An 18,731-nucleotide genomic window follows, 5' to 3' on the forward strand; every position below is an offset into this window, starting at 1 on the left:
CGAAAGAGGCTCTGGCGAGGACGAAGTGCCTTTTACGGCCAAATCGCCATTGATGTACTGGTCGAGCTCCAGATTCGCGGCTTGATCAGCATAGCCCTAACTCCACCGATCACCGGCCAGCAAGGCAACCGATACGCGAGCTTCTCGCACCAGGTGTCGAACAGCCGCAGACAGACCGAAACGACCTGCTCGACGACGTTCTCTCGCTCGGATAGATAGGCCATCATGATGCATCGGGTCGACATCACGTCTCGACCTGACTCCAAAACGGTGAGAACCTGGTCTTATATGAAGGCAGTGAAGAGCGACGGAGTTCAAGGCCTGTCAGGTTCGGGATACTTTGCTGAGTAGGTTCCGGCTAGCATGAGTCGACCGCCGTACGGCCTCGGAAGGATCCGTCTTGGCGCGCGGTCACGTGTCACAGCTGTGATGCGTTACCCGTCGCTCCTGAAGCGCACTCACAGCCGGTTTGTGGTGTTGGGTTGCTTTAAAGTCCCCAGATGATGTCGGCACCTTGGCCGGCCGCTTCTCGCATCATCTGTAAAAACGGCCATGCGCGTTGTGAGAGCCCATTGCCTGGCTCGCTCGCATTCCCTGGCGAGCAATGCAAGGCTTCGAGTGTGCGTTCGGCGGAGGCCTCCTCAGTAATCGTAGATTCGAGCCGCTTGATCGCGCCCTGCAGCTCGTCGTGCATGATGACGCCGCGCTCGCCAAGTCGCTTCCCGATCAAGCCCAGTAAGTATTGCGCGAGATCCCGAAGCATCACTACGTCTGGCGAGGCGGTGGATTGAAAAGTGATCAGCATGGTAGCTCCTCTCGAATGCGCAGTGCAACGCACGCCGGCCAATGAGAGCGGGGACATGGCTGAGGCACAGCGTGTCACGCCGGCTCATCCCTTGGACGGACGGTATTCGCATTTCGTTCTGGCTGCGGTCCTGGCAACTCACAGCCAGTGGAAGTACGATCGAGTCTCCGCGCGCCGATCTCTGCGCAACGCGGCGCGACGTAGCACCATCTGTCTGGCGGCGATTTGCCAGCCGTCCCGCACATTCAGGTAATCATTGGAACGGCTTCTATGAGCGCGAAGCCAACAAGCACTCCGATTGTCGCGCCGATCAGCCTCGGGTGCAGCCTCTGCAGGTGAAGCGCGTCCAGCAGGGCGCCGACCAGGATGATACCGAGCAGCGCAAAGATAGCTAGCAGAAAGCCCACCTCAAAAACGTTGCCAATAACCATTTGTCCCTCCGTGCATCACGCGATCGGCACCTGACTATTGTGGGCGATTGTATGCTTGTATTTACTATATATCACAACGTGATACATGTAAAATATGCTGTCGAACGGCCTCGTTTCGTGATCGACACGACGCCCTGACGTGCATCGCAAAATGCCATACGCCAAATTCGCGTCCGTGCAGTCTCTGGCGGGTTGGCTATCGAATCTGCCGTATGACGACGCAACGAACGTGGGAAAGCAACATGTCAGCGTTCAACCGCATACTTCTGTGTTACGACGGATCCCGCGAAGGTCCGCACGCGCTCGCAGACGGTGCCCGGTTGGCGCAAGAGCTCGGCGCACAGGTGCACGTCCTTTCTGTAATCAGGGCAATGTCAAGTTGACGAGTGCAGGCTACGTGTTTGGCAAAATAGTAGTTATTCTTATCAGATAACTCATTCGGCTGCGGTTGAGACAGCCCGGTCATGCCATGTGGCGAGGCGTTCTTTTAGTATGGCGCGATGATACGCTGCCTCGCCCGTCGCGCACCCGGCACCCAGACCCGCAGCGGCTGGTCACTTTCCGGCTCTGCAAGCAAGCTGCTAGGACGCGCTCAGAGAGCAGACAGGCCATTGCCACGGGACCGATCGACCCGGCATGCGCATCGATCAATGAGCCGGTCTCGTATGTCCGCTGTCGGCCAACGGATGCGCTTCGTCGTATTCGCGCGAGATGTCCTTGTTCGTGTAATCGCCCAGGCGCGAAGCGGCGAACAGGCTGAGCACCGCGCACAACAGAACGTAGCCGGCGATCGCGTAACCCGAGTGGTAGTACGCGAAGAGCGCGGTCGCAATCAGCGGCGCAGGGCCACCGGCGATCACGGAGGCCAGTTGATAGCCGAGCGATGCCCCGCTATAGCGCAGCCTTCCCGTGAACGACTCCGCGATCAGCGCGGCCTGCGGGCCATACATCATCGAATGCGGCACCAGCGAAAGCACGATGGCCACGAAGATCCACATCGGGCTGCGACTGTCGATCATTGCAAAGTAGAGGAAGCCAAAGATGCCCGCCGCGGCGGCGCCGATCATGTACATCCGCCGCCGTCCGATCAGGTCCGACACATGCCCGAAGAACGGAATCGTGAAAAATTCCAGCACCGACGCCGCCAGCACCGCGGTGAGCAGCAGGTCGCGCGTCACGCCCAGTGTCGTCACGCCATACGTGAAAACGAAAGCCGTGTAGATATAGAACGGCGCCTGTTCGGCCATGCGCGCAAAGGCCGACAGGAGAATATCTCTCGGCTGGCGGCGCAGCACTTCGAGCATCGGCGTCTTTTCGATGCGGCGCTCGGCCAACAGGTTCGCGAATATCGGCGTCTCGAGAATATTCAACCGGATATACAGACCGATTGCGACCAGCACGATGCTGAGGAAGAACGGTACGCGCCAGCCCCATGTGAGGAAAGCGCTGCCGGAGAGTTCGCTCATCGCGAGCACGGCGAGGTTGGCCACGAACAGACCGGCCGGTACGCCGAACTGCGGCCACGACGCGACGAAGCCGCGATGCGCGTTCGTACGCGCCCATTCCATCGACATCAAAACGGAGCCACCCCATTCGCCGCCGACGCCCACGCCCTGGATAAAGCGCAGCACCGTAAGTATGACGGCGCCCCAGATGCCGATGCTCGCATAGGTGGGAACGAAGGCCACAGCGAACGTGGCGAGTCCCATCAGCAACAGGGTGACGATGAGCGTCGCCTTGCGTCCGATCCTGTCGCCATAGTGGCCGAAAATGGCTGCTCCGACCGGCCTTGCGAGAAAGCCGACGGCGTAGATCAGGAAAGCCTGGAGCGTGCCGACGAGCGGGTCCGATTGCGGAAAGTACAGCTTGGCGAATACCAGCCCAGTGACGATGCTGTAGAGGAAGAAGTCGTACCATTCGATCGTCGTGCCGATCGTGCTGGCAATGACAGCGCGGCGTAGCTGACGCCGGTAGTCTTCATCGGAAAGGGGCATGGCCCCTGTTTGCGTGGCAGCCATTTGAACCCCCTTAAAGGGCGAGATCATGTATGGACAGTTAGTACGATCAGAGGTTCCGCTGATGCATCATGTTGTGATTTGCACATACGTGTCGCACCCTAATGGTTACTCCCAGGTCGCCGATTTTGGCAGCCTGCAACTGCATCGGATACCTAACGTCTGACGATGGCACGGAAGACCGGTAGGCGTAACGTTTTCATCGCTGGTTGCTCGGCTCGGCTTCGCGTATGCGTACTGCCCGGTAATGGTCGTGCATCGAACCGGAAATATTCATACTTATCAGATATCCGACCGATAACGGACGCAGCACGACCAAGTCCCAAGCGAACACGTCTGCCTGTTGCGAAGGTAAGCCACGGCCGAATCCGTTAAAATTCCCTGCCACATGCGCGCGCTCGAAACGAACCACGTGATGATCCGGGCGGTATTTGTCATCAAACCACCATAGCGATTCTTCGCATAACCAAACTTCAACGTCGGCACGGATGCCGGCCTTGAGGCGCTCGATCTTTTCGCAGTTAGTTAATAATAGCGCAGAACGCAGTTGCCACGCATGTTGCGACCGTGACGTTTTCCGGTGGCCGGGTAGGAGACCAGTGGCTTGCCTGACTCCGGTATCGCCACGTGCCCCGAGGTTTGATCTTTGTTTCGGTACGAGTGACTGACGACCACATGTGACTGGTGATTGGTGCACGATTCAGGCTTTTTTCACGTAAGCGTTACACCATCCCTTTGCATTGACCAGTTTGCCGCCGTAGGTAGGACAAGGACCCATCGCCGAGCCGGACTTGCCCTGATACAGCTGGCAATTGGCGCAGGTCTGTCCGGTCTGAAATCGGGGGAATTTCGTCTTGTCCACTTTAAAAGCATCCATCCTGTAGCCAAGTGCCTGTGCGGTCGGATCGCTCTCTGCCAGCACCGGAGCGTCGGCTCGAGATTCAGTTGAAAAGACCGCACTGGATGCGACGGATGCAGCAAGTATCATGAAACATCGTCTGGAAAGAGGCATGATACGGACTCCTGTATACAATTGAGCGACCGCCTACGGCGGCGTTCGGCCATTTGTCCGGTTACGTTGACTGGAACCTTCCGGCCCACATCCGGATCTTTGCGCTTCGGCACGTATATCACAATATGACATACGAAAATGTCGTGAGTATAGGGGTGATCGTTCTATGGGGACCGCCACCGACCTCCCTTGCTGGTAGCCGAAGATCGATCTGTATCGCTAGAGGTCGAGCTATATCACGATGTGACGCGTAAGACGCCAAGTTGTTGGCAGCGGCGCGATAATCATGCGAATCTGGCCATACCTGCCGCGAGAAACGCGCCAATTCAAAGGGTTGGGTGAAGGCGAATTAGATGTGACCGCCCTTTGAGGCCTCGATGGGCCCCGCTTTGACTGGCCTGACGGTCGCGATGCTGATCGCAACCGTGTATGCGAGCCGCCTGATCCGGCGCTGGGCCTTCTTCGGGCGGATTATCCTCGTGAAGCGGGTCACGCTGCCGTTTGCGCGGGCTCGCGGCAGCATCGCTCATGACCCCGTGGGCATACTGCCCGTGCAGATCCTCGACGGTCTGAGCTCCGGACTGCGAAGCGTTGCAATCTCTGCGTTCGTCGTGCACCTGTTGCATGGCAGTGGGCGCGTGAATCCTGGCCACGGCGCGGTGAAAGCCGCCGAGGCGGCGGGCGCATGCCTGAGTCCGATGCTCGGCGGCTGGATTGCAAACCGCTTCGAATTTCCTGCTGCGTTCACTGGGACGTCTCGGGTTCGTCGCATCGCCCAAAGGTGTGCGCCTCGCGCGGTGGCGGGCGGCAGGGCCGACGGCCTGCTGCTCGACAGGGTCAGTTGTAGCATGCTGGTGTCCGAGGGCCCGGAAATGGGTTCAGGCGTGCCAACAGTGGAACCTCGGGCGAGGGTAAGACGGCGTCACCGGTCGGGCATTCGTAACGCGTTCCGGCGGGCGCCAGGTCGCCTGAAACAGGAAAGCTGACCAGCTTGGCCTGTCACCCGTCCATTGTCCGCGTCAGCGTTTCCGAGCATACATGTACGCGCGGTTGAACGGATAGTCACTTCGAGCGTTGGCGATGCGACAGGTAGAGCGGACATCCGTTGCGGTCGACCCAGCCGGACGCGATGCGAGGATCTGGTAGAGCGACGTCCACCCGTGCTCGAATCCCATCGCTGACCCTGCAAGATACATCCGGTACGCACGGGTAATCTTTTCCGCATCCTTGCCAAGTACACGGTGCGCCGCGTCGAGATGTGCATCGAGCGCATCGGCCCAATGCCATAACGTTCGCGCGTAGTGCGGACGCAGGCACTCCGCGTCCACCGGTTCGAGATTGCTGCGCGCCATCGCATTCAGCATCACGCTTACGTGTACCAGCTGACCTCCGGGGAAAATGTATCTGTCGATGAAATCACCCATGCCACCGCCGACTTCCGGGGTGTCGATGTTTCCCGCGGTAATGCTGTGATTCATCATCAGCCCGCCAGGTCTGAGGAGGCGCCGCATCTTTGCGAAATACACAGGCAGGTTAGGCCGGCCAACGTGTTCACACATGCCGACTGAGGCGATCTTGTCGAAAGGTGCCGATTCGTCGACATCGCGATAGTCCTGTAAAAGTATCTTGACGCGGCCCTGCAGTCCCTTTTGCTCAACGAGCCCGCTGACGTACGCGTGCTGATTCCTCGACAGTGTGATACCGGTCGCCGCTACACCATAGTATTCGGCAGCCCACAGGAGCAGTGCGCCCCAACCGGCGCCCACGTCCAGAAAGCGCTCGCCGGAGCTCAGCATCAGCTTCCTGCAGATGTGATCGAGCTTCGCTTGCTGGGCTTCGGCGAGCGACATCTCCGGTGTCGAAAAATAGGCACATGAATACACGCGTAACGGGTCGAGCCACAGCGCATAGAAGTCGTCGGAGATGTCGTAGTGATACCGGACCTGAGCGGCGTCCCCGGGGCGGCTGTGATGGGTACGTTCCCAGACCGCACGGCGCGTGCGGTTTATCGAGCCCAACAGCCATCCGTGCGTTTCGTGTGCAGGATCACCGCGCAGCAACGCGGGTGCGGTCGCCATCAGGTCATGCATCGTCCCTTCGATTTCGAGCCGGCCTTCCACGTAGTCTTCCGCCAGCCGCCCGATAGCGCCCCGCGTCAGATGCAGCAGGGTCCGCATGTCGCGGATCACAAACGACACGCGCGGCTGCTGCGCTCCGATGCATTGGCCGTCGGGCAGAGCCACGGAACAGGGTAGCGGCAGGCTGGCGATCTGCTGTTCTGCCAGTGAATGCAACAGGCTCGATAGCATCATGGTGTGTACTCCTTCAGCGACGTCCATGTTTCGCTCTAGCATCGTTCATGCCGAAAGCGCAAACTGCATCGTGAATTCGTGTGGGTGGGACGGTTGCTGTACGAATAGACCGCCAAACATTTAGCTATGTGAGTCGCTGCTGCGACAGATGTGAGAGACCGGCCGCATCACGTCTGCCTGTAGCGTTTTTCTATGCATTGGAGCACCGGGACTTTGGTATTGTCAGGCAGCGTCGCTGCAGACGTCTTGCGGGCGGGCGACGGTGCCGCTCAACAAGATGCATGCATCAACGACAACATGGCCGTGGGTCTTCGCGGCATGGCATGCGGCGAATTGGGCTCAGGCCTGCGGTTTCGTCGGTTTTTCCCCTGCCAGGCTCGCACCTGGGCCGACGGTCCTGTTTGTGCTCGCCGCTGCGGGCGGCGTTGTCATGAACCTCGGCTATTACTGGAACCGGCGGGCGCCGCCGAAGCCTCTGGTCGTCATCCATGCGCTCGTCGCAGTGGTCGGCTTCGTCCTGCTGGTGACGGCCACCTGGTCAGTCCGTGGTTGAGGCCTTGCACGCTCTGATGAGTGGCTTAAGCAATTCGCAGCCCGACCGCCGGGGACGCGAAGATTTGTCCGATTTGAATAAACTGAAGTATGTCGAGGTCAGTCTGGCGTTCATGTCATTCATATTGATGTTCGCAAAGAAATGCGTAACCCGATCGCATGAGAGAACCCGGATAACTTTTCTGATCGGCAGGCGTGTGGCAGTCTGCCTCAGGCCGGGGCCCAAATGTACTGACATCCGAAGCCAGCCGATATCGCCCGAACATCGCAGAGCGCGTTAGTACCCGCGGCGAGACGGGGACGCCGCTGGGCACCACGAAGCAAATGCAACACGGAAGCCCTGATCGTCCCTGTGGTCTTTGGCAATGAAACGGTTTACGATTATTGGGAAATCAAATGCTGCATGGTAAGCGTTTGGCGGGAGACGCACGTGCCCATTCTGATCGTCAGTTCTATTTTCGTCCTGGCCTTGCTTTCTTCCAGTGCGTACTCGGAAGTCGATCAGCGTTGTATATCGGTTCAGACGAGCACGTGCAATTCCACCCTAGCGCGCTGTCAATGCACTGCTTCGGGACGGCCGAAGGGATCCGATAACGTAGCAGAACAGCAGAGACGGTGCGCGCAAGACTGCCAGGAGGCGTACCAAAAGTGCCTTGCTGACGCGACCCGTTCGTGCTACCGATAATCGGGAGGCCGCCGTGTTCGGCAGCACGCGGCCCCGTTTCTCTGAGGTTGCCCCGTTTCGACGGACAGATCTGCAGTTGGGTTTAAGGTGCTGTTGATCCTCCATGAAGAGAGGGCTCCCGCGCGCGGGTGCGTGGTGACCTTCCAGCGCCGCCGGCTTGCGCCGCAAAGACCCACCATGCGCATCAGACGCGCCACCCGCTTGCGTCCCACATGCACGCCCTCACGCGCGAGCTGCGCATGAATCCGCGGTGCCCCATACGTGCCGCGCGAGCTTGCATGCAGTGTACGGATGCGCGCGAGCAGCTGTGCATCGCTACGTGCATGCGCTGAGGGCTCGCGCACCAGCCACGCGTAATAGCCGCTGGTGGAGACCCCAAGCAGCCGCGCCATCGTGGCAATGGGCCAGCGGGCCCGGTTCGCCTTCATGAATCCGTATCCTTCGGTGATACGGCTCCCGTCTCCCGCGCAAACCAGGCCGCTGCGTGAGAGAGGATGTCCCGTTCGATCTTCAGTTGGCGGTTCTCGCGACGCAACCGTGTGAGTTCCTGCCGCTCGGCCGTGGTCAGCCCGTGATGGCGCACACCGGCGTCACGATCAGCCTGCGCGACCCAGTTGATGATCGTCTGTGCAGTCGGCTCGAACTTGCGTGCTAGCTCCTCAGGCGTACGTCCGGCCTTCACCAGTTCGACAATGCGGGCCCGGAATTCCGCCGGGTACGGGGTACGATGCGTGCCCATTTCGACACCTCCTGATCAAAAGGTGTTCGTTTTCCCGGGTCAACTTCACTCACGCAGATCGTAGCGGCCATGCCGGGTTCGTGCGCGGACGGTTAACCCAGTGAGCTCGCCAGAGCGCGCAGGGTCTGATTCGGATTATCTTCAATGGGTGAACCGTGGGATACGAGAATGCGCTTCAGCGGCTCAAGTTCTGCCCATTGCAGGAGCTGCACGCGTAGTGCCTCTTTATCCTCGATGAGGACCAGCTTCACCGGCGTCGGGATGTGCGGCGCATCTCCCGCAAATCCCATCATCCGTAGCAGCCAGCCACCGAACCCCGATCCATCGCGAATGTTGCCAACGAGATCATTCAGGACCAGCGTCACACCGTTCGGCGTACGTACGACAAGCGCCGCCTCATGTCCACGCGTTCCAGGAACGGTCACGAACTGCACATCCGGATCGCCGAAGCTTGGGTCAGTCGTGTCGACATGCACCGTTTCTTCCACCTTCGCCCGGGAACCTTCTGGCGCAACAACCTGCATCGACGGGTAACGCTCTTTCCAGACTCTCGCGTCGAGCCGATGATGGTCGTTGGGCACCACCAGGAAGGCGGGCTGTCCGTATTCCTCGAGTGCCAGCATCTCGACCTCATCAAGCGCAATTGCGCTGAATACGACCAGTCGCGAGTCGTGCAAACGCGCCACGGTCATGCGTCGCGGAAGGTCGGCAAGCGGCATATGGAGCTCACCGGTCACCGTGAGGACGTTTTCGTCGACTTCGGTGAGCTTGCCATGGGGCAATACTTTCCACTGCTGAAAAGGCCTGGTCATCGTCGAGCTCCGTTTTGAGGGCGGTCCATAAAGCGTGGAGTGTGCGCGCAAACCAGGGACAGTCAAGCAGATGATGCGAATTGCGAACTCCTCGCATTACATTACTACCCGCTCCAGGCCAATGAGACGCTTCTTTCCATAAGGCAGACGTTCACGGCCGATTTCAAGCCGTGCCTTCAGTTGCTGACTGGCACGGAGATCGCGTTAAACGCGAGGATATAGGCCTGAGCGAGGTGAACTCGTCCAGGTGCCGCCAGGCGGAAAGGACGCTACAGTACAGACGTAGACCTTGGACTCGGCATTTGCCTGCGAATCGCGAGAATCCAACGACCTTCTCGACGCAAATGCAGCATGGTCTATCGCGTCCAGTTGGTGGCATCCGCCCCGGCAGAGGATGAATCCCAATTGCGCCCATATGTCGATTCTGTCCAAATCAGTGGAGCGTGACGTGCTGATCGGTCAACGGTTTCGGTGCTGCGACTGCACATGATGTAACTGACGCGGACGGGCGGAATGGCTGCAATGTCAACAAATCTGGAAACGATTCGTCGGTGGATTCGTGTCGCCTTCAGAAAGAGAAGGCGGGGCCGACGACGCGAACTGCCGCAAGACTTGCCGAACGGCTCACGGCTGAGCGAGCTGACGAACTCCTGGCAGGATCAGGCTTCCCGCGACGAATGGAGTCGGGTCAGTTGTGCAAAGGTCATGCGTGCACCATTTGTCATATTGCACGATGCGCCTATCGGCGCGGCGTTGGAACTACTTGAGCGCAATGGCCTGTGTGCCCTACTGGTGGTTGACGGCAATCAGGATCTCCGGGGGGTGGTCACCCGCGAAGATTTGATGGCCGGCTGCGACGACTACCCGGAAGCCGGTATTGACCCGCGTTGCGTCGGCGATGTCATGCTCGCGGAAGTCGATGTGGTTGGAGAAACAGATACCCTGGGGACCGCATTTTCCCTCCTGATGGACGAGCGGAGTCCCTGCTTGCCGGTTCTCGACTGGCGCGGTCACGTCGTTGGGATTCTGGCAGAGTCTGACATCCTTGAGGTCTCGGGTCGTCTCGCAGGTACTCATTGCGGGGTTGCTCCGCACGCGTCGGGCCGGTGATCAACATCGTGCGCAGGCCGTTTCTGTGGTACATCTTCAATTTCGTCAAACTGAATAACCTGTTATTGAAAGTGAAGTTGGCAACGACGGCTCCGAGATCAAGGGCAAATGAGACAAAAGGGGAAAAACGGAAGACATATCTTCATCGGGTTATTCCCCTTTCCGCGTCACCCTTGCTGAATTCGAAGCCGGCCGCCCTCCAACCCGATGCGATGTCGTCGTCACGAGCGCAGTGGATATGCCCCAGGCTCGACTACGACTTCGTATTCAAAGTTTCCGACCTTGCGCGCGTTGTGCCGCGCTCCCAGTGTCCGTGCCCGGGTGCGTTGAAATGGATACGTGCCGCGCACCCCCACCGCCAAGAGTCTGCACTTCGCGGGGCTCTTTGATCATGGGTGCGCGATTCCCGCGATCCGCCGGCTTGATGACAAGGCAGGCCTCTCCATCGCGTGCGGATCAAACAGGCTGACGCTGACACGTCGGCCGCGTTGCGCGGCGACGGAGGCAGCAACGTCATGGGTCGCTTAGCTGTGGCTGCGGGGGAGTGCGTGTCGTTCGTTCTGAACTATAGCGATACCCCGCAACACGCCGCCCGTGTGTGACGGCGCACAGCGTCAATTGTCGATCACAACGCATTCTGGGAGGCATGGTCGGCACAGGCGGACACCCGGAGCTCATACGAAGACGTGCTCTACGTCTCGCTCATCCCCCAAAAGGCGCTGGTCCATGAGCCGGGCGGCGGAATTGTCGCGCCGCCGACAGCCGCGTTGCCGGAACGCGTCTGGGTGTTTCGTGCAACAGGGACTACCGCTTTTGCTGGGGCACTGGTGAACACCGCTCTGACGCTCACACGCGGTCACGCACGAGCGGGCGCGAGCGGCAACATCACTCACGCAAACGGGCGATGACTGGGCCAGAATACAAGAACGCCATTATGCCCCAGCGACCATGGTCGAACCCGGCACTGGCCGGGCACCGGACACCCTGACCTGAATGACATCGACATGCCAGGCTGCAAATGATGTAGGTCATAAGCGTCGCAACCTGCGAACCACAGGTTGTCTGCGGCCAGTCTGCGTCTGGTCGTAGCAGGCGATCACGCAAACTGGCCGCAGACAGCGGCAAGGAGATCTACTTCGCATAACCGAATGCATGGCATCGATAAAGGCGCGCGCCGCGCGGTCAACGCAGGTGAGAGCGATGCTGTCCGAGTCGTATATGACGGGATCGGCAAAGTCACCGATGATCTTTTGTTTTGACCTCACTTTACGCAACGACCACGAGACGCGGTATTTCAGCGCGACCCCATCGGGCGAACGGGCCGTCCGCAGCTCTATGCGCGCTTCAATCACGAATCCCCGATAACGCCCGACGATCTGGTGCTTCATTGATTGGCTCCGGAAATTTCGAGCGATGGCATCTACGGCACGGAAGTGCAGAGCATCGCCGATCGCAGCGACGATGGCCGTCATTGGACCGACACCGCTGGTGTCTTCGTGCCCGTCAGCGTCCGTGGCCGTCTACAGCGATCATGTCGTCCGTCAGATCGGCTATCGTTCCGACGGGCATCATGACCAGCAGGCGCGACAGGCGAGCGTCGAACTAGTCGAAGCTCATTGCTTGCCTCTCAATGCACGGAGCCGAAGAACGCCTCGCGCCTTCGGCTGGCGTCAGGCCCGCCTTGAAAAAGCCTTCGAGACGGTCGGCAGTCGCTTCGTCGAGCATGAAGGGCGGATAGATGTGGCCCACGGCGAACGCATGGTCGTACCAGTCGCTTAGCCACGCGCGAAGTTCGAATCATGTCCTGCGGCAGTGCATTCGAAGCATCGTCGTGCATGTGCGTGTCTCTGGCTTGCTGAGCGATCAGGCCGCCATGCGGCCTATCCCCATCTCCAGACGGCGGTGCCCCGGCGGAAACACGTGCCATGCGCCGTCGGCATGGCGAAAGAAGAAGAGTGAAAACGATCCGGTCGGCCGGTCGACCTGAATGCACACGCGGCATGTTCGGCCCGTGCGGGAGCGGTTGAGCATACGCACGCGCACCCCGTGGCCCCGGGTCGAGCCGACCAGTTTTTCGACCTGAGAGCGCAGCGATCTGTTGCCCGCCATGACTTTCCCCGCGACGCACGATGAATCGATGCTACGGGGGATCGGTGCGCGCCCCCAATCGGCGGCGGCGGAATGTCGTCTCAGGAAGCGCTGATTTCAGCCGTCAGGCTTTCCTGAACCGGAACAGCATGAAGCAGCGACATATAAGGGCTTTCACCCGCTGGCAGGGCTTTCTGGATCAATGGGCGCTAAGGTTTTACTGACAGGCGAATCAGGATGTCACACGCCCGTCTTTGAGTGTGTGCCGACTGCGAGGCAAGGTCTTTTCGAAGATGATGAGCTTTCGAAACACGATGTCAAACCGACGCGCCATGGTGCCTGTCTGTCCGAGCGGGAGAACGTTGTCGAGCGCGTCGATTCGCGCTGTCTGCAGTTGTTCGACACCGGGTGCGAGACGCGCAACGTGACGCCGCTCGCGTATCTGTTGCATTGCTGGCCGTTGACCGACAACGCGCGGATGCCTTGCGGCGGGTGGGTGAAACGATGCGCTATCCGCGGCGCCATCATGCGGACCAGCTCGACGCGTACGGCTTTCACGCGCTGTGCGAAATGGCCGATCTGATCGACGAACTGGTAGAACATCCGGCCCGCACTGTCGGTCTGATGACGGTGGGCGAGGTGCCGGAATAGCAAACGGACAACGCAGGCATGAACGCGCAAGGATGCGGGCAGGACGCACTGGCTGCGCGCGGGGGGCGCGTCGCCATCGGACGCTTGAAAGCCGACGTGCGCGCGGTAGACCGGGCTCTGGTATCGAGTGGAGAATGGGACACCGACAACCTCGGCACTCGCGGGGAGCTTTCGACGCATGCCGTAGCGGGCTCCGTTAAGTGCGGCACAGCGTAGCGCGGCTGCTCCCGACGGTGCCCGTCTTTAGCTGCGCGATTACGCTGGTCGTGACGGCGGTGCGGCGCGATTCGCGACTACGAGCGCGGCATCGCACAGATTCAGAACCGTCTCGTCGATGGCAGCTATCGCGACAGCCGCGGCGAAGCGCTATGGCGGCTTGATCAGCCGCAACTGAAGCTGAAGCCGGAACTGGAAGACATGCTCCGCCTCGCAGACATTCACGCGGCTGAAGTGCGCGAGGCGCAGTCGGCAAGCATGCCGATGGTCGTGGCCGTGGGCGACGATGCAGGCGCTAACGCGTCCATCACCAAGGCGGTGGACTTCGACGTGCTGCTCGCACGCATCTCGGGTTTGCACGGCATCGCCCAGTGGACGGAACGCATCGCGGCAAGCGATCCGCCGCATGCGACGTTCGCCGCGCGGCCGCATCAACCGGCGCGCGCCTATCGGTCGAAGCCGGTCCTGCAACTCGTTGAGCGGTATCTGGAAGGAAACACTGCATCGTGAGCCATCTCACCGCTCCAGTTGCGCATGCGGGCACGATCCTGATCGTCGATGATGCGCCGGCGAATCTTGGCGTGGTCGTGAACAGCCTCGAGGCCCGCGGCATTCGCGTGCTGGTGGCGCTCGACGGTATCGAAGCGTTGGAGCGCGCGGTCTTCTCGCAGCCAGATGTGATCCTGCTCGACGTGAAGATGCCGGGCATCGACGGCTTCGAGACCTGTCGGCGCCTCAAGTGTGATGAGCGAACGCGCGATATCGCCGTCATATTTATGACTTCGCTGACGGGCAACGAGGATCGCGTCGAAGGCTTTTCGGCGGGCGGCGTCGATTACGTGACCAAGCCGTTGCGCGTCGACGAGATGCTGGCGCGCGTTGGCGTACACCTCGAACTGCGCGTGATGCACAAGCAGATTCTCGCGCAGAACCGGCAACTGCTCGCGGAAGTCGCCGTGCGCAAGGAAACCGAGGCTGCGCTATCGCAAGCGCGCGACGATCTCGAACGGCGTGTCGCGTTGCGCACTGAAGAACTGGCGCGCGCCAACGCGGACATGCAGGCGCAGATCGACGAGCGGCGGCGCACCGACGCACGCCTGCAGGCAAGCGAGGCACGCTTTCGAGCGATTGTCGAAACGAGTCCCGTGCCGCTGTGCATCACGTCGATGCCGGACGGATGCATCCTGTACACGAACGAGCCGCTGCGCGAACTTTTCGGTATGAACGAAGGCATGTCGGCCAATATCGAGGATTTCTATGTCGATCCCGGCGAGCGTGATCATCTGGTCGAGCATCTGAGGACGGAAGGCAGCCTGCGTAACGCGGAGGTGCGGTTCCGGCGCGCCGACGGCGCGCAGTTCTGGGCGATGGCGACGGCGCGCGTCGCGACCTACGACGACTCCCCGGCGATTTACGTTGGTCTGAACGACATCACGGGGCGCAAGCAGATGGAACACGAACTCGTCGAATCGCGCGAGCAGCAGCGTGAGCTGTCCGCTTACATGGAGGCGATCCGCGAAGAGGAGAGAAAGCGCATTGCGATGGAAATTCACGATGAACTGGGCCAGTTGCTGACTGCGCTCAAGATGGACGTGTCGCTGCTCAAGATGCGCATCGCGGACGACGCGGAAGCGAAAAGAAAAGCCGACGACATGCGCGAACTGGTCGAAGGCACGATCTCGATGGTGCGCAATGTTGCGAGCCATCTGCGGCCCGCCGCACTCAACTTCGGTATCGTGTCGGCACTCGAATGGCTTGTCGACGAGTTCAACCGGCGCAATGCCATTGCCTGCGAATTGCGCATCGAAGGCGGTGAACTCGCGCTGCCAGACGCGGATGCAACGGCCCTGTTCCGCATCGTGCAGGCGTCGCTGACCAACGTCGCACGTCACGCCGACGCAACGCGCGTGGAGGTGACGCTGATCTCGACGGCGGAGAGGCTCGAACTGCATGTCTGTGACGACGGACGCGGCTTCGATCAGCAGACGGGGCACCGCGACTATTCATACGGACTGCTCGGCATGAACGAGCGCGCGCGGCTGATCGGCGGATCGCTTTCGGTCGACAGCGCGCCGGGCGCGGGCACCACGGTTTCGATTCACGTTCCGCTCGATGGCGGACCTCGAACATGACCAGGATACTCATTGCAGACGATCATGTGATCGTCCGTAGCGGACACGGGCAGATCATCGCAACCGCGTGATTGAGGATGAAAACAACACGTTAGTTGTACTGTATAAAGATTTCAACCCGCACTGCAGAACCGACTCCCACACGACGCTCGACATGCTGCAGTGATACAGTTGCAGGCGCCAAGGCGAGCTCTTTTCCAGGGCGAATGACGCAAACGTTACCGATCGTGGCTCAGGGTTGGCCGGATCTCCTTGTTCGGTTCATTCGACGGCCGCTTCGCGCGGAACGTCTCGCTCACGAATTGTCAACGACAGTGGCCGCGTCGGTCCGCGTCGGTCGCCGGATTGACATACCATGTTCCTGACCAGTACGCTGCGGAGGAATTGAATCCGTTGCCATGAAAGTATTTGACAAACCGCTCGCCTGTCGGCCCTCTCTACGCTTGGGCAGCCGGGCTGAAGAACACCATGGGTCTGACATATCTTAAGAAGTCCACCAATACTCATCGCTGCCTGCGCGCACGCACTGCGTGCTATGTTGAATGCAAATCGCAATCAACGAGGTTCCGGAAATGTCGGCCCCGATGTCATATGCTGAAATCCCGATCTTGGGATGACCTAACTGATGGTTTCGAATGTCGCCCCACTCTTCGTCACCGATTCACACACTTGACGCGCTTAAGCGAGCCGGGCTGCTGGGCACGTCGGCGCAAGTTGCCGTCCTCGACTATCTGCAGCAGGCGGAGCACGGACATTTCGGCGCCGAGGAGATTCACCGCCAGATCGCCAGGAAGGGCGAGCGGATGAACATTTCTACCACCTATCGCGTGCTCAATCAGTTGGTGGTGGCAGGCTTCGTCGCGAATGTGCCACTTGGGAAGCATCACAGCCTCTACGAGCTGAATACTGGCACGGTGCACGATCATCTCGTTTGTGTCGTGTGTGGCCGCGTCGAAGAATTCTCTGACGTGACGATTAATCGGCGGCGAGCCGCCATCGCGAAGGAGTTTGGCTTGCGCTTCGTCGGCAAGACGCTGGCTTTGCGGGGTGTATGCGCGGATTGCGCAGCGCGTGCTCATCCGACGGAACCGCGCGTGAGGTAACAGCAGGATTTTCGCAGCAAGCTCCCTCGGTGACCGTGAGCATTGCCGGCGGCGCTCCTTTGCGCCTAGCGAACAAAGCGTCGTGAGACCCGCCGCTCCGCGTGTTTCGGTGGAGTCGGTCAAAGCAGGCGAACGCGGGCGGCCTGAACTTCGCGCCTGCAAAAGGCGTCGTTCCGGGCCGCCCGCGGCCGCGTCATCTGGTGGTGTTGCGAATTCGTGAGTCCCGGTCACAACCGTTTCCCGTCTCACTGGGACTCATGCAATTCGGCGCAAATCCAGACTGGCGCTCACGTCGGATCAGCGGCGGCGTCGTTGGTCGATCGACGCCGCCAACGACTTACAACAAGACCGCCTGCTGTAAAAGTTCCAGGGCTTTTAATTCGTCCAGTCGACCCGTGCGTGCCTTACCCGCCAGCGTCTTGATCAATGCTTCTGCTATCGGTGCGATACCGGTAAGATTGTCCAGGCTGGTTACGGTAGCGAAGGGGAGTGGAGCCGGGTTTTGCAGCGGAGCTGCGGAGACGGGCAACGACTCGGGCATCGACTCAGCGGGCGCAGATGTGGCTGCCGGTGCCTCGCCATTACTTTCTTCAGGTGAGCGGCCGGCAAGGTCGTCGGAGAAACCATTCACATGGTCTTGCGGGCTGACGACGATCGTCTCCTGCTCGCCTGCGGCATCCGCCGAAACAGGGGAGGGGCTTTCCGAATCATCCAGGGCGGTCGCACGCTCGCGCCTCGTGCGCACCTTCCCGCCGGCGAGTGTCTCTTGTACGCCATCGTTCGTTGCTTGCGCAGGCGACTCATGTTGCTGAACGGATGCGCGACCGCGCGGCGCAGGCGCAAGCATACGCGACACGGACTCCGGAATCTCGGCTTCCGTGCGCGGACTGTCCAGCCAGCCGCTTGGCAATCCCAGTCGCTCCGTGAACCGGTTTGTTTCGACGCTGTCCATGCGCTTCTTGCCATGTAGCCGATCGGCGATGTTGAATCCGCTCATTTCCATCACCACGCCAAGTCTTACTTTCGATCCGTTGCGACCGGTGAGAAGGTGGAGGTTAGCGCGTCGGATGTTCTCCGCATCGGCGCTGTCGCTCAATGCCAGCGGTTGCTGTTGTGGCGTTTTGGGAGACGCCTTGTCTTTCGAAGGCGACGCTTTGCGCGGCGCACGAGGTTCAGGCTGTCCGGCCGTTCCGCTTCGACTGTTCTTGACGGCGCTGGGCGGCCCGCCCACTACTTTCTTTGGCATGTGCGCTTCCTCGGACAAACTATCTTCGGGAACTGGTTGCTGGTCGACGGTCCTGGCAGGCGCCCGTTCAAGTGCTTCGGACGCTGCGGCGAATCCTTCATCGATCTGAACGAAGTCGAGCGGTGACTTCAGACGGGCGATGGTCTCGTCCGCGAGCGCAGGATTGGGCTGGTCAAAGAAGCCATGCGGTAATCCAAGCGTGGTTTCCATGTGAAAGGCGGTCTCAGGCGTGAACCGCTCGCCTTTCATCAGTTCGGCCACGCGCGTCATGTTCGATTCGAGTGCTATGGCGATATTCTCTGCGCCTACTACGTCGACCAGAAACTGGAACGATCGAGTCTTGAAGATGGAGGCAGTCTGGGCGGCATCTCGGGGAGGCGTCTTCACATACGGAGGTCCCGACCGTTGGGGCGGAGGTTTTTTCTCGTGGTGAGGTTGGCGTTGGCCGTCGCGCCGGGATCCCGCATATCGCCCGCGGGCTTGACTCATAAAGTACGGCTCCATGCGATGTGGATATTCTGGGTATCCTGATTATAGACGAGGCGATGTCGTCGAAAACGCCTTGCCTGGCAGAGGGCAGTGCTGCATGCGGTCCCCGGCGGTCATCCTGGGACGCAATGCGCGGCAGGTTCGAGGAATGAACGCCGCAGGACTTTCACCCGATGTGCAACCCGTCCGCGGCGATCGGGACGACGACTCCAGGGACGGACCGGATTCTGGCGAGTTCGCTGGACGCCGTGGTTGCCTGGTTGGCGCAGCGCATTGCAGTTGCGGCCTGTGCGTTCCGCGTAGACTGTCGGTTCATCCGCTCCCGAACTGCAA

At 60.2% G+C, this 18,731-nt stretch carries 17 protein-coding genes and 3 pseudogenes; 8 read left to right on the top strand and 12 right to left on the bottom strand.

Annotated features, from left to right (window positions below; genetic code table 11):
- Window positions 1-487: 487 nt before the first annotated feature.
- Together SB822_RS33640 and SB822_RS33645 are read right to left on the bottom strand one after the other, a co-directional pair.
- Entirely contained in the window at window positions 488-805 is a 318-nt protein-coding gene (locus SB822_RS33640) for a DUF1840 domain-containing protein (protein WP_410856573.1), read from the bottom strand.
- Between the two features lie 245 nt (window positions 806-1,050).
- Window positions 1,051-1,236, bottom strand: coding sequence for a hypothetical protein (locus tag SB822_RS33645; RefSeq protein ID WP_086909982.1), 186 nt, complete (start codon window positions 1,234-1,236; stop codon window positions 1,051-1,053).
- Window positions 1,237-1,478: 242 nt separating this feature from the next.
- On the opposite strand from SB822_RS33645, the pseudogene SB822_RS33650 reads away from it, so the two are divergent.
- A pseudogene (locus SB822_RS33650) lies at window positions 1,479-1,601 on the top strand (universal stress protein); the annotation flags it as partial.
- A gap of 282 nt (window positions 1,602-1,883) precedes the next feature.
- Here SB822_RS33650 and SB822_RS33655 read toward each other — a convergent pair.
- Entirely contained in the window at window positions 1,884-3,254 is a 1,371-nt protein-coding gene (locus SB822_RS33655; RefSeq protein WP_086909981.1) for an MFS transporter, read from the bottom strand.
- Window positions 3,255-3,951: 697 nt separating this feature from the next.
- On the bottom strand, window positions 3,952-4,263 hold the full coding sequence (locus SB822_RS33660) for a high-potential iron-sulfur protein (protein WP_410856574.1): 312 nt from the start codon (window positions 4,261-4,263) through the stop codon (window positions 3,952-3,954).
- A gap of 377 nt (window positions 4,264-4,640) precedes the next feature.
- On the opposite strand from SB822_RS33660, the gene SB822_RS33665 reads away from it, so the two are divergent.
- Window positions 4,641-5,249 (top strand): hypothetical protein, encoded by a 609-nt coding sequence (locus tag SB822_RS33665; RefSeq protein ID WP_086909979.1) that lies wholly within the window; start codon window positions 4,641-4,643, stop codon window positions 5,247-5,249.
- A gap of 33 nt (window positions 5,250-5,282) precedes the next feature.
- On the opposite strand, the gene SB822_RS33670 is transcribed toward SB822_RS33665, so the two are convergent.
- The gene (locus SB822_RS33670; protein ID WP_410856599.1) at window positions 5,283-6,575 is read right to left on the bottom strand and encodes a class I SAM-dependent methyltransferase; all 1,293 of its coding nucleotides are present in this window, start codon (window positions 6,573-6,575) and stop codon (window positions 5,283-5,285) included.
- A gap of 262 nt (window positions 6,576-6,837) precedes the next feature.
- Between SB822_RS33670 and SB822_RS33675 the strand changes: the two genes are divergently transcribed.
- Window positions 6,838-7,128: a hypothetical protein gene (locus SB822_RS33675; protein WP_410856575.1), complete on the top strand. Its 291-nt coding sequence runs from the start codon at window positions 6,838-6,840 to the stop codon at window positions 7,126-7,128.
- A 674-nt stretch (window positions 7,129-7,802) separates the two neighbouring features.
- On the opposite strand, the gene SB822_RS33680 is transcribed toward SB822_RS33675, so the two are convergent.
- The 3 genes from SB822_RS33680 to SB822_RS33690 all read right to left on the bottom strand — a co-directional run bounded on the left by SB822_RS33680 (window position 7,803) and on the right by SB822_RS33690 (window position 9,363).
- Window positions 7,803-8,240 carry an IS3 family transposase gene (locus tag SB822_RS33680; RefSeq protein ID WP_086909976.1) on the bottom strand — a complete coding sequence of 146 codons (438 nt, stop codon included), beginning with the start codon at window positions 8,238-8,240 and terminating at the stop codon, window positions 7,803-7,805.
- Window positions 8,237-8,551 (bottom strand): transposase, encoded by a 315-nt coding sequence (locus SB822_RS33685; protein ID WP_086909975.1) that lies wholly within the window; start codon window positions 8,549-8,551, stop codon window positions 8,237-8,239. Before SB822_RS33685 ends, SB822_RS33680 begins: the two co-directional genes overlap by 4 nt.
- Before the next feature lie 92 nt (window positions 8,552-8,643).
- Window positions 8,644-9,363, bottom strand: coding sequence for a hypothetical protein (locus SB822_RS33690; protein ID WP_086909974.1), 720 nt, complete (start codon window positions 9,361-9,363; stop codon window positions 8,644-8,646).
- Between the two features lie 522 nt (window positions 9,364-9,885).
- Between SB822_RS33690 and SB822_RS33695 the strand changes: the two genes are divergently transcribed.
- Window positions 9,886-10,473 (top strand): HPP family protein, encoded by a 588-nt coding sequence (locus SB822_RS33695; protein ID WP_410856576.1) that lies wholly within the window; start codon window positions 9,886-9,888, stop codon window positions 10,471-10,473.
- Between the two features lie 1,028 nt (window positions 10,474-11,501).
- On the opposite strand, the gene SB822_RS33700 is transcribed toward SB822_RS33695, so the two are convergent.
- The 3 genes and pseudogenes from SB822_RS33700 to SB822_RS33710 form a co-directional block, all read right to left on the bottom strand.
- Window positions 11,502-11,945, bottom strand: coding sequence for a hypothetical protein (locus tag SB822_RS33700; protein ID WP_410856577.1), 444 nt, complete (start codon window positions 11,943-11,945; stop codon window positions 11,502-11,504).
- A gap of 155 nt (window positions 11,946-12,100) precedes the next feature.
- Window positions 12,101-12,310: pseudogene (locus tag SB822_RS33705) on the bottom strand (hypothetical protein).
- A 26-nt stretch (window positions 12,311-12,336) separates the two neighbouring features.
- Window positions 12,337-12,582: a hypothetical protein gene (locus SB822_RS33710; RefSeq protein WP_410856578.1), complete on the bottom strand. Its 246-nt coding sequence runs from the start codon at window positions 12,580-12,582 to the stop codon at window positions 12,337-12,339.
- Window positions 12,583-12,904: 322 nt separating this feature from the next.
- Between SB822_RS33710 and SB822_RS33715 the strand changes: the two are divergent.
- The 4 genes and pseudogenes from SB822_RS33715 to SB822_RS33730 all read left to right on the top strand — a co-directional run bounded on the left by SB822_RS33715 (window position 12,905) and on the right by SB822_RS33730 (window position 16,663).
- Window positions 12,905-13,212: pseudogene (locus tag SB822_RS33715) on the top strand (hypothetical protein).
- Window positions 13,213-13,527: 315 nt separating this feature from the next.
- Window positions 13,528-13,938 (top strand): hypothetical protein, encoded by a 411-nt coding sequence (locus tag SB822_RS33720; protein ID WP_410856600.1) that lies wholly within the window; start codon window positions 13,528-13,530, stop codon window positions 13,936-13,938.
- Window positions 13,935-15,560, top strand: a complete 1,626-nt coding sequence (locus SB822_RS33725; protein WP_410856579.1) for a response regulator — start codon at window positions 13,935-13,937, stop codon at window positions 15,558-15,560. The genes SB822_RS33720 and SB822_RS33725 overlap by 4 nt, the downstream gene beginning before the upstream one ends.
- A 635-nt stretch (window positions 15,561-16,195) precedes the next feature.
- Entirely contained in the window at window positions 16,196-16,663 is a 468-nt protein-coding gene (locus tag SB822_RS33730; RefSeq protein ID WP_086909848.1) for a Fur family transcriptional regulator, read from the top strand.
- 337 nt (window positions 16,664-17,000) lie between these two features.
- On the opposite strand, the gene SB822_RS33735 is transcribed toward SB822_RS33730, so the two are convergent.
- Window positions 17,001-18,398 carry a hypothetical protein gene (locus SB822_RS33735; protein ID WP_086909851.1) on the bottom strand — a complete coding sequence of 466 codons (1,398 nt, stop codon included), beginning with the start codon at window positions 18,396-18,398 and terminating at the stop codon, window positions 17,001-17,003.
- Between the last annotated feature and the right edge of the window lie 333 nt (window positions 18,399-18,731).

Source organism: Paraburkholderia sp. SIMBA_054 (genome assembly GCF_046534875.1).
GTDB classification, from domain to species: domain Bacteria; phylum Pseudomonadota; class Gammaproteobacteria; order Burkholderiales; family Burkholderiaceae; genus Paraburkholderia; species Paraburkholderia hospita.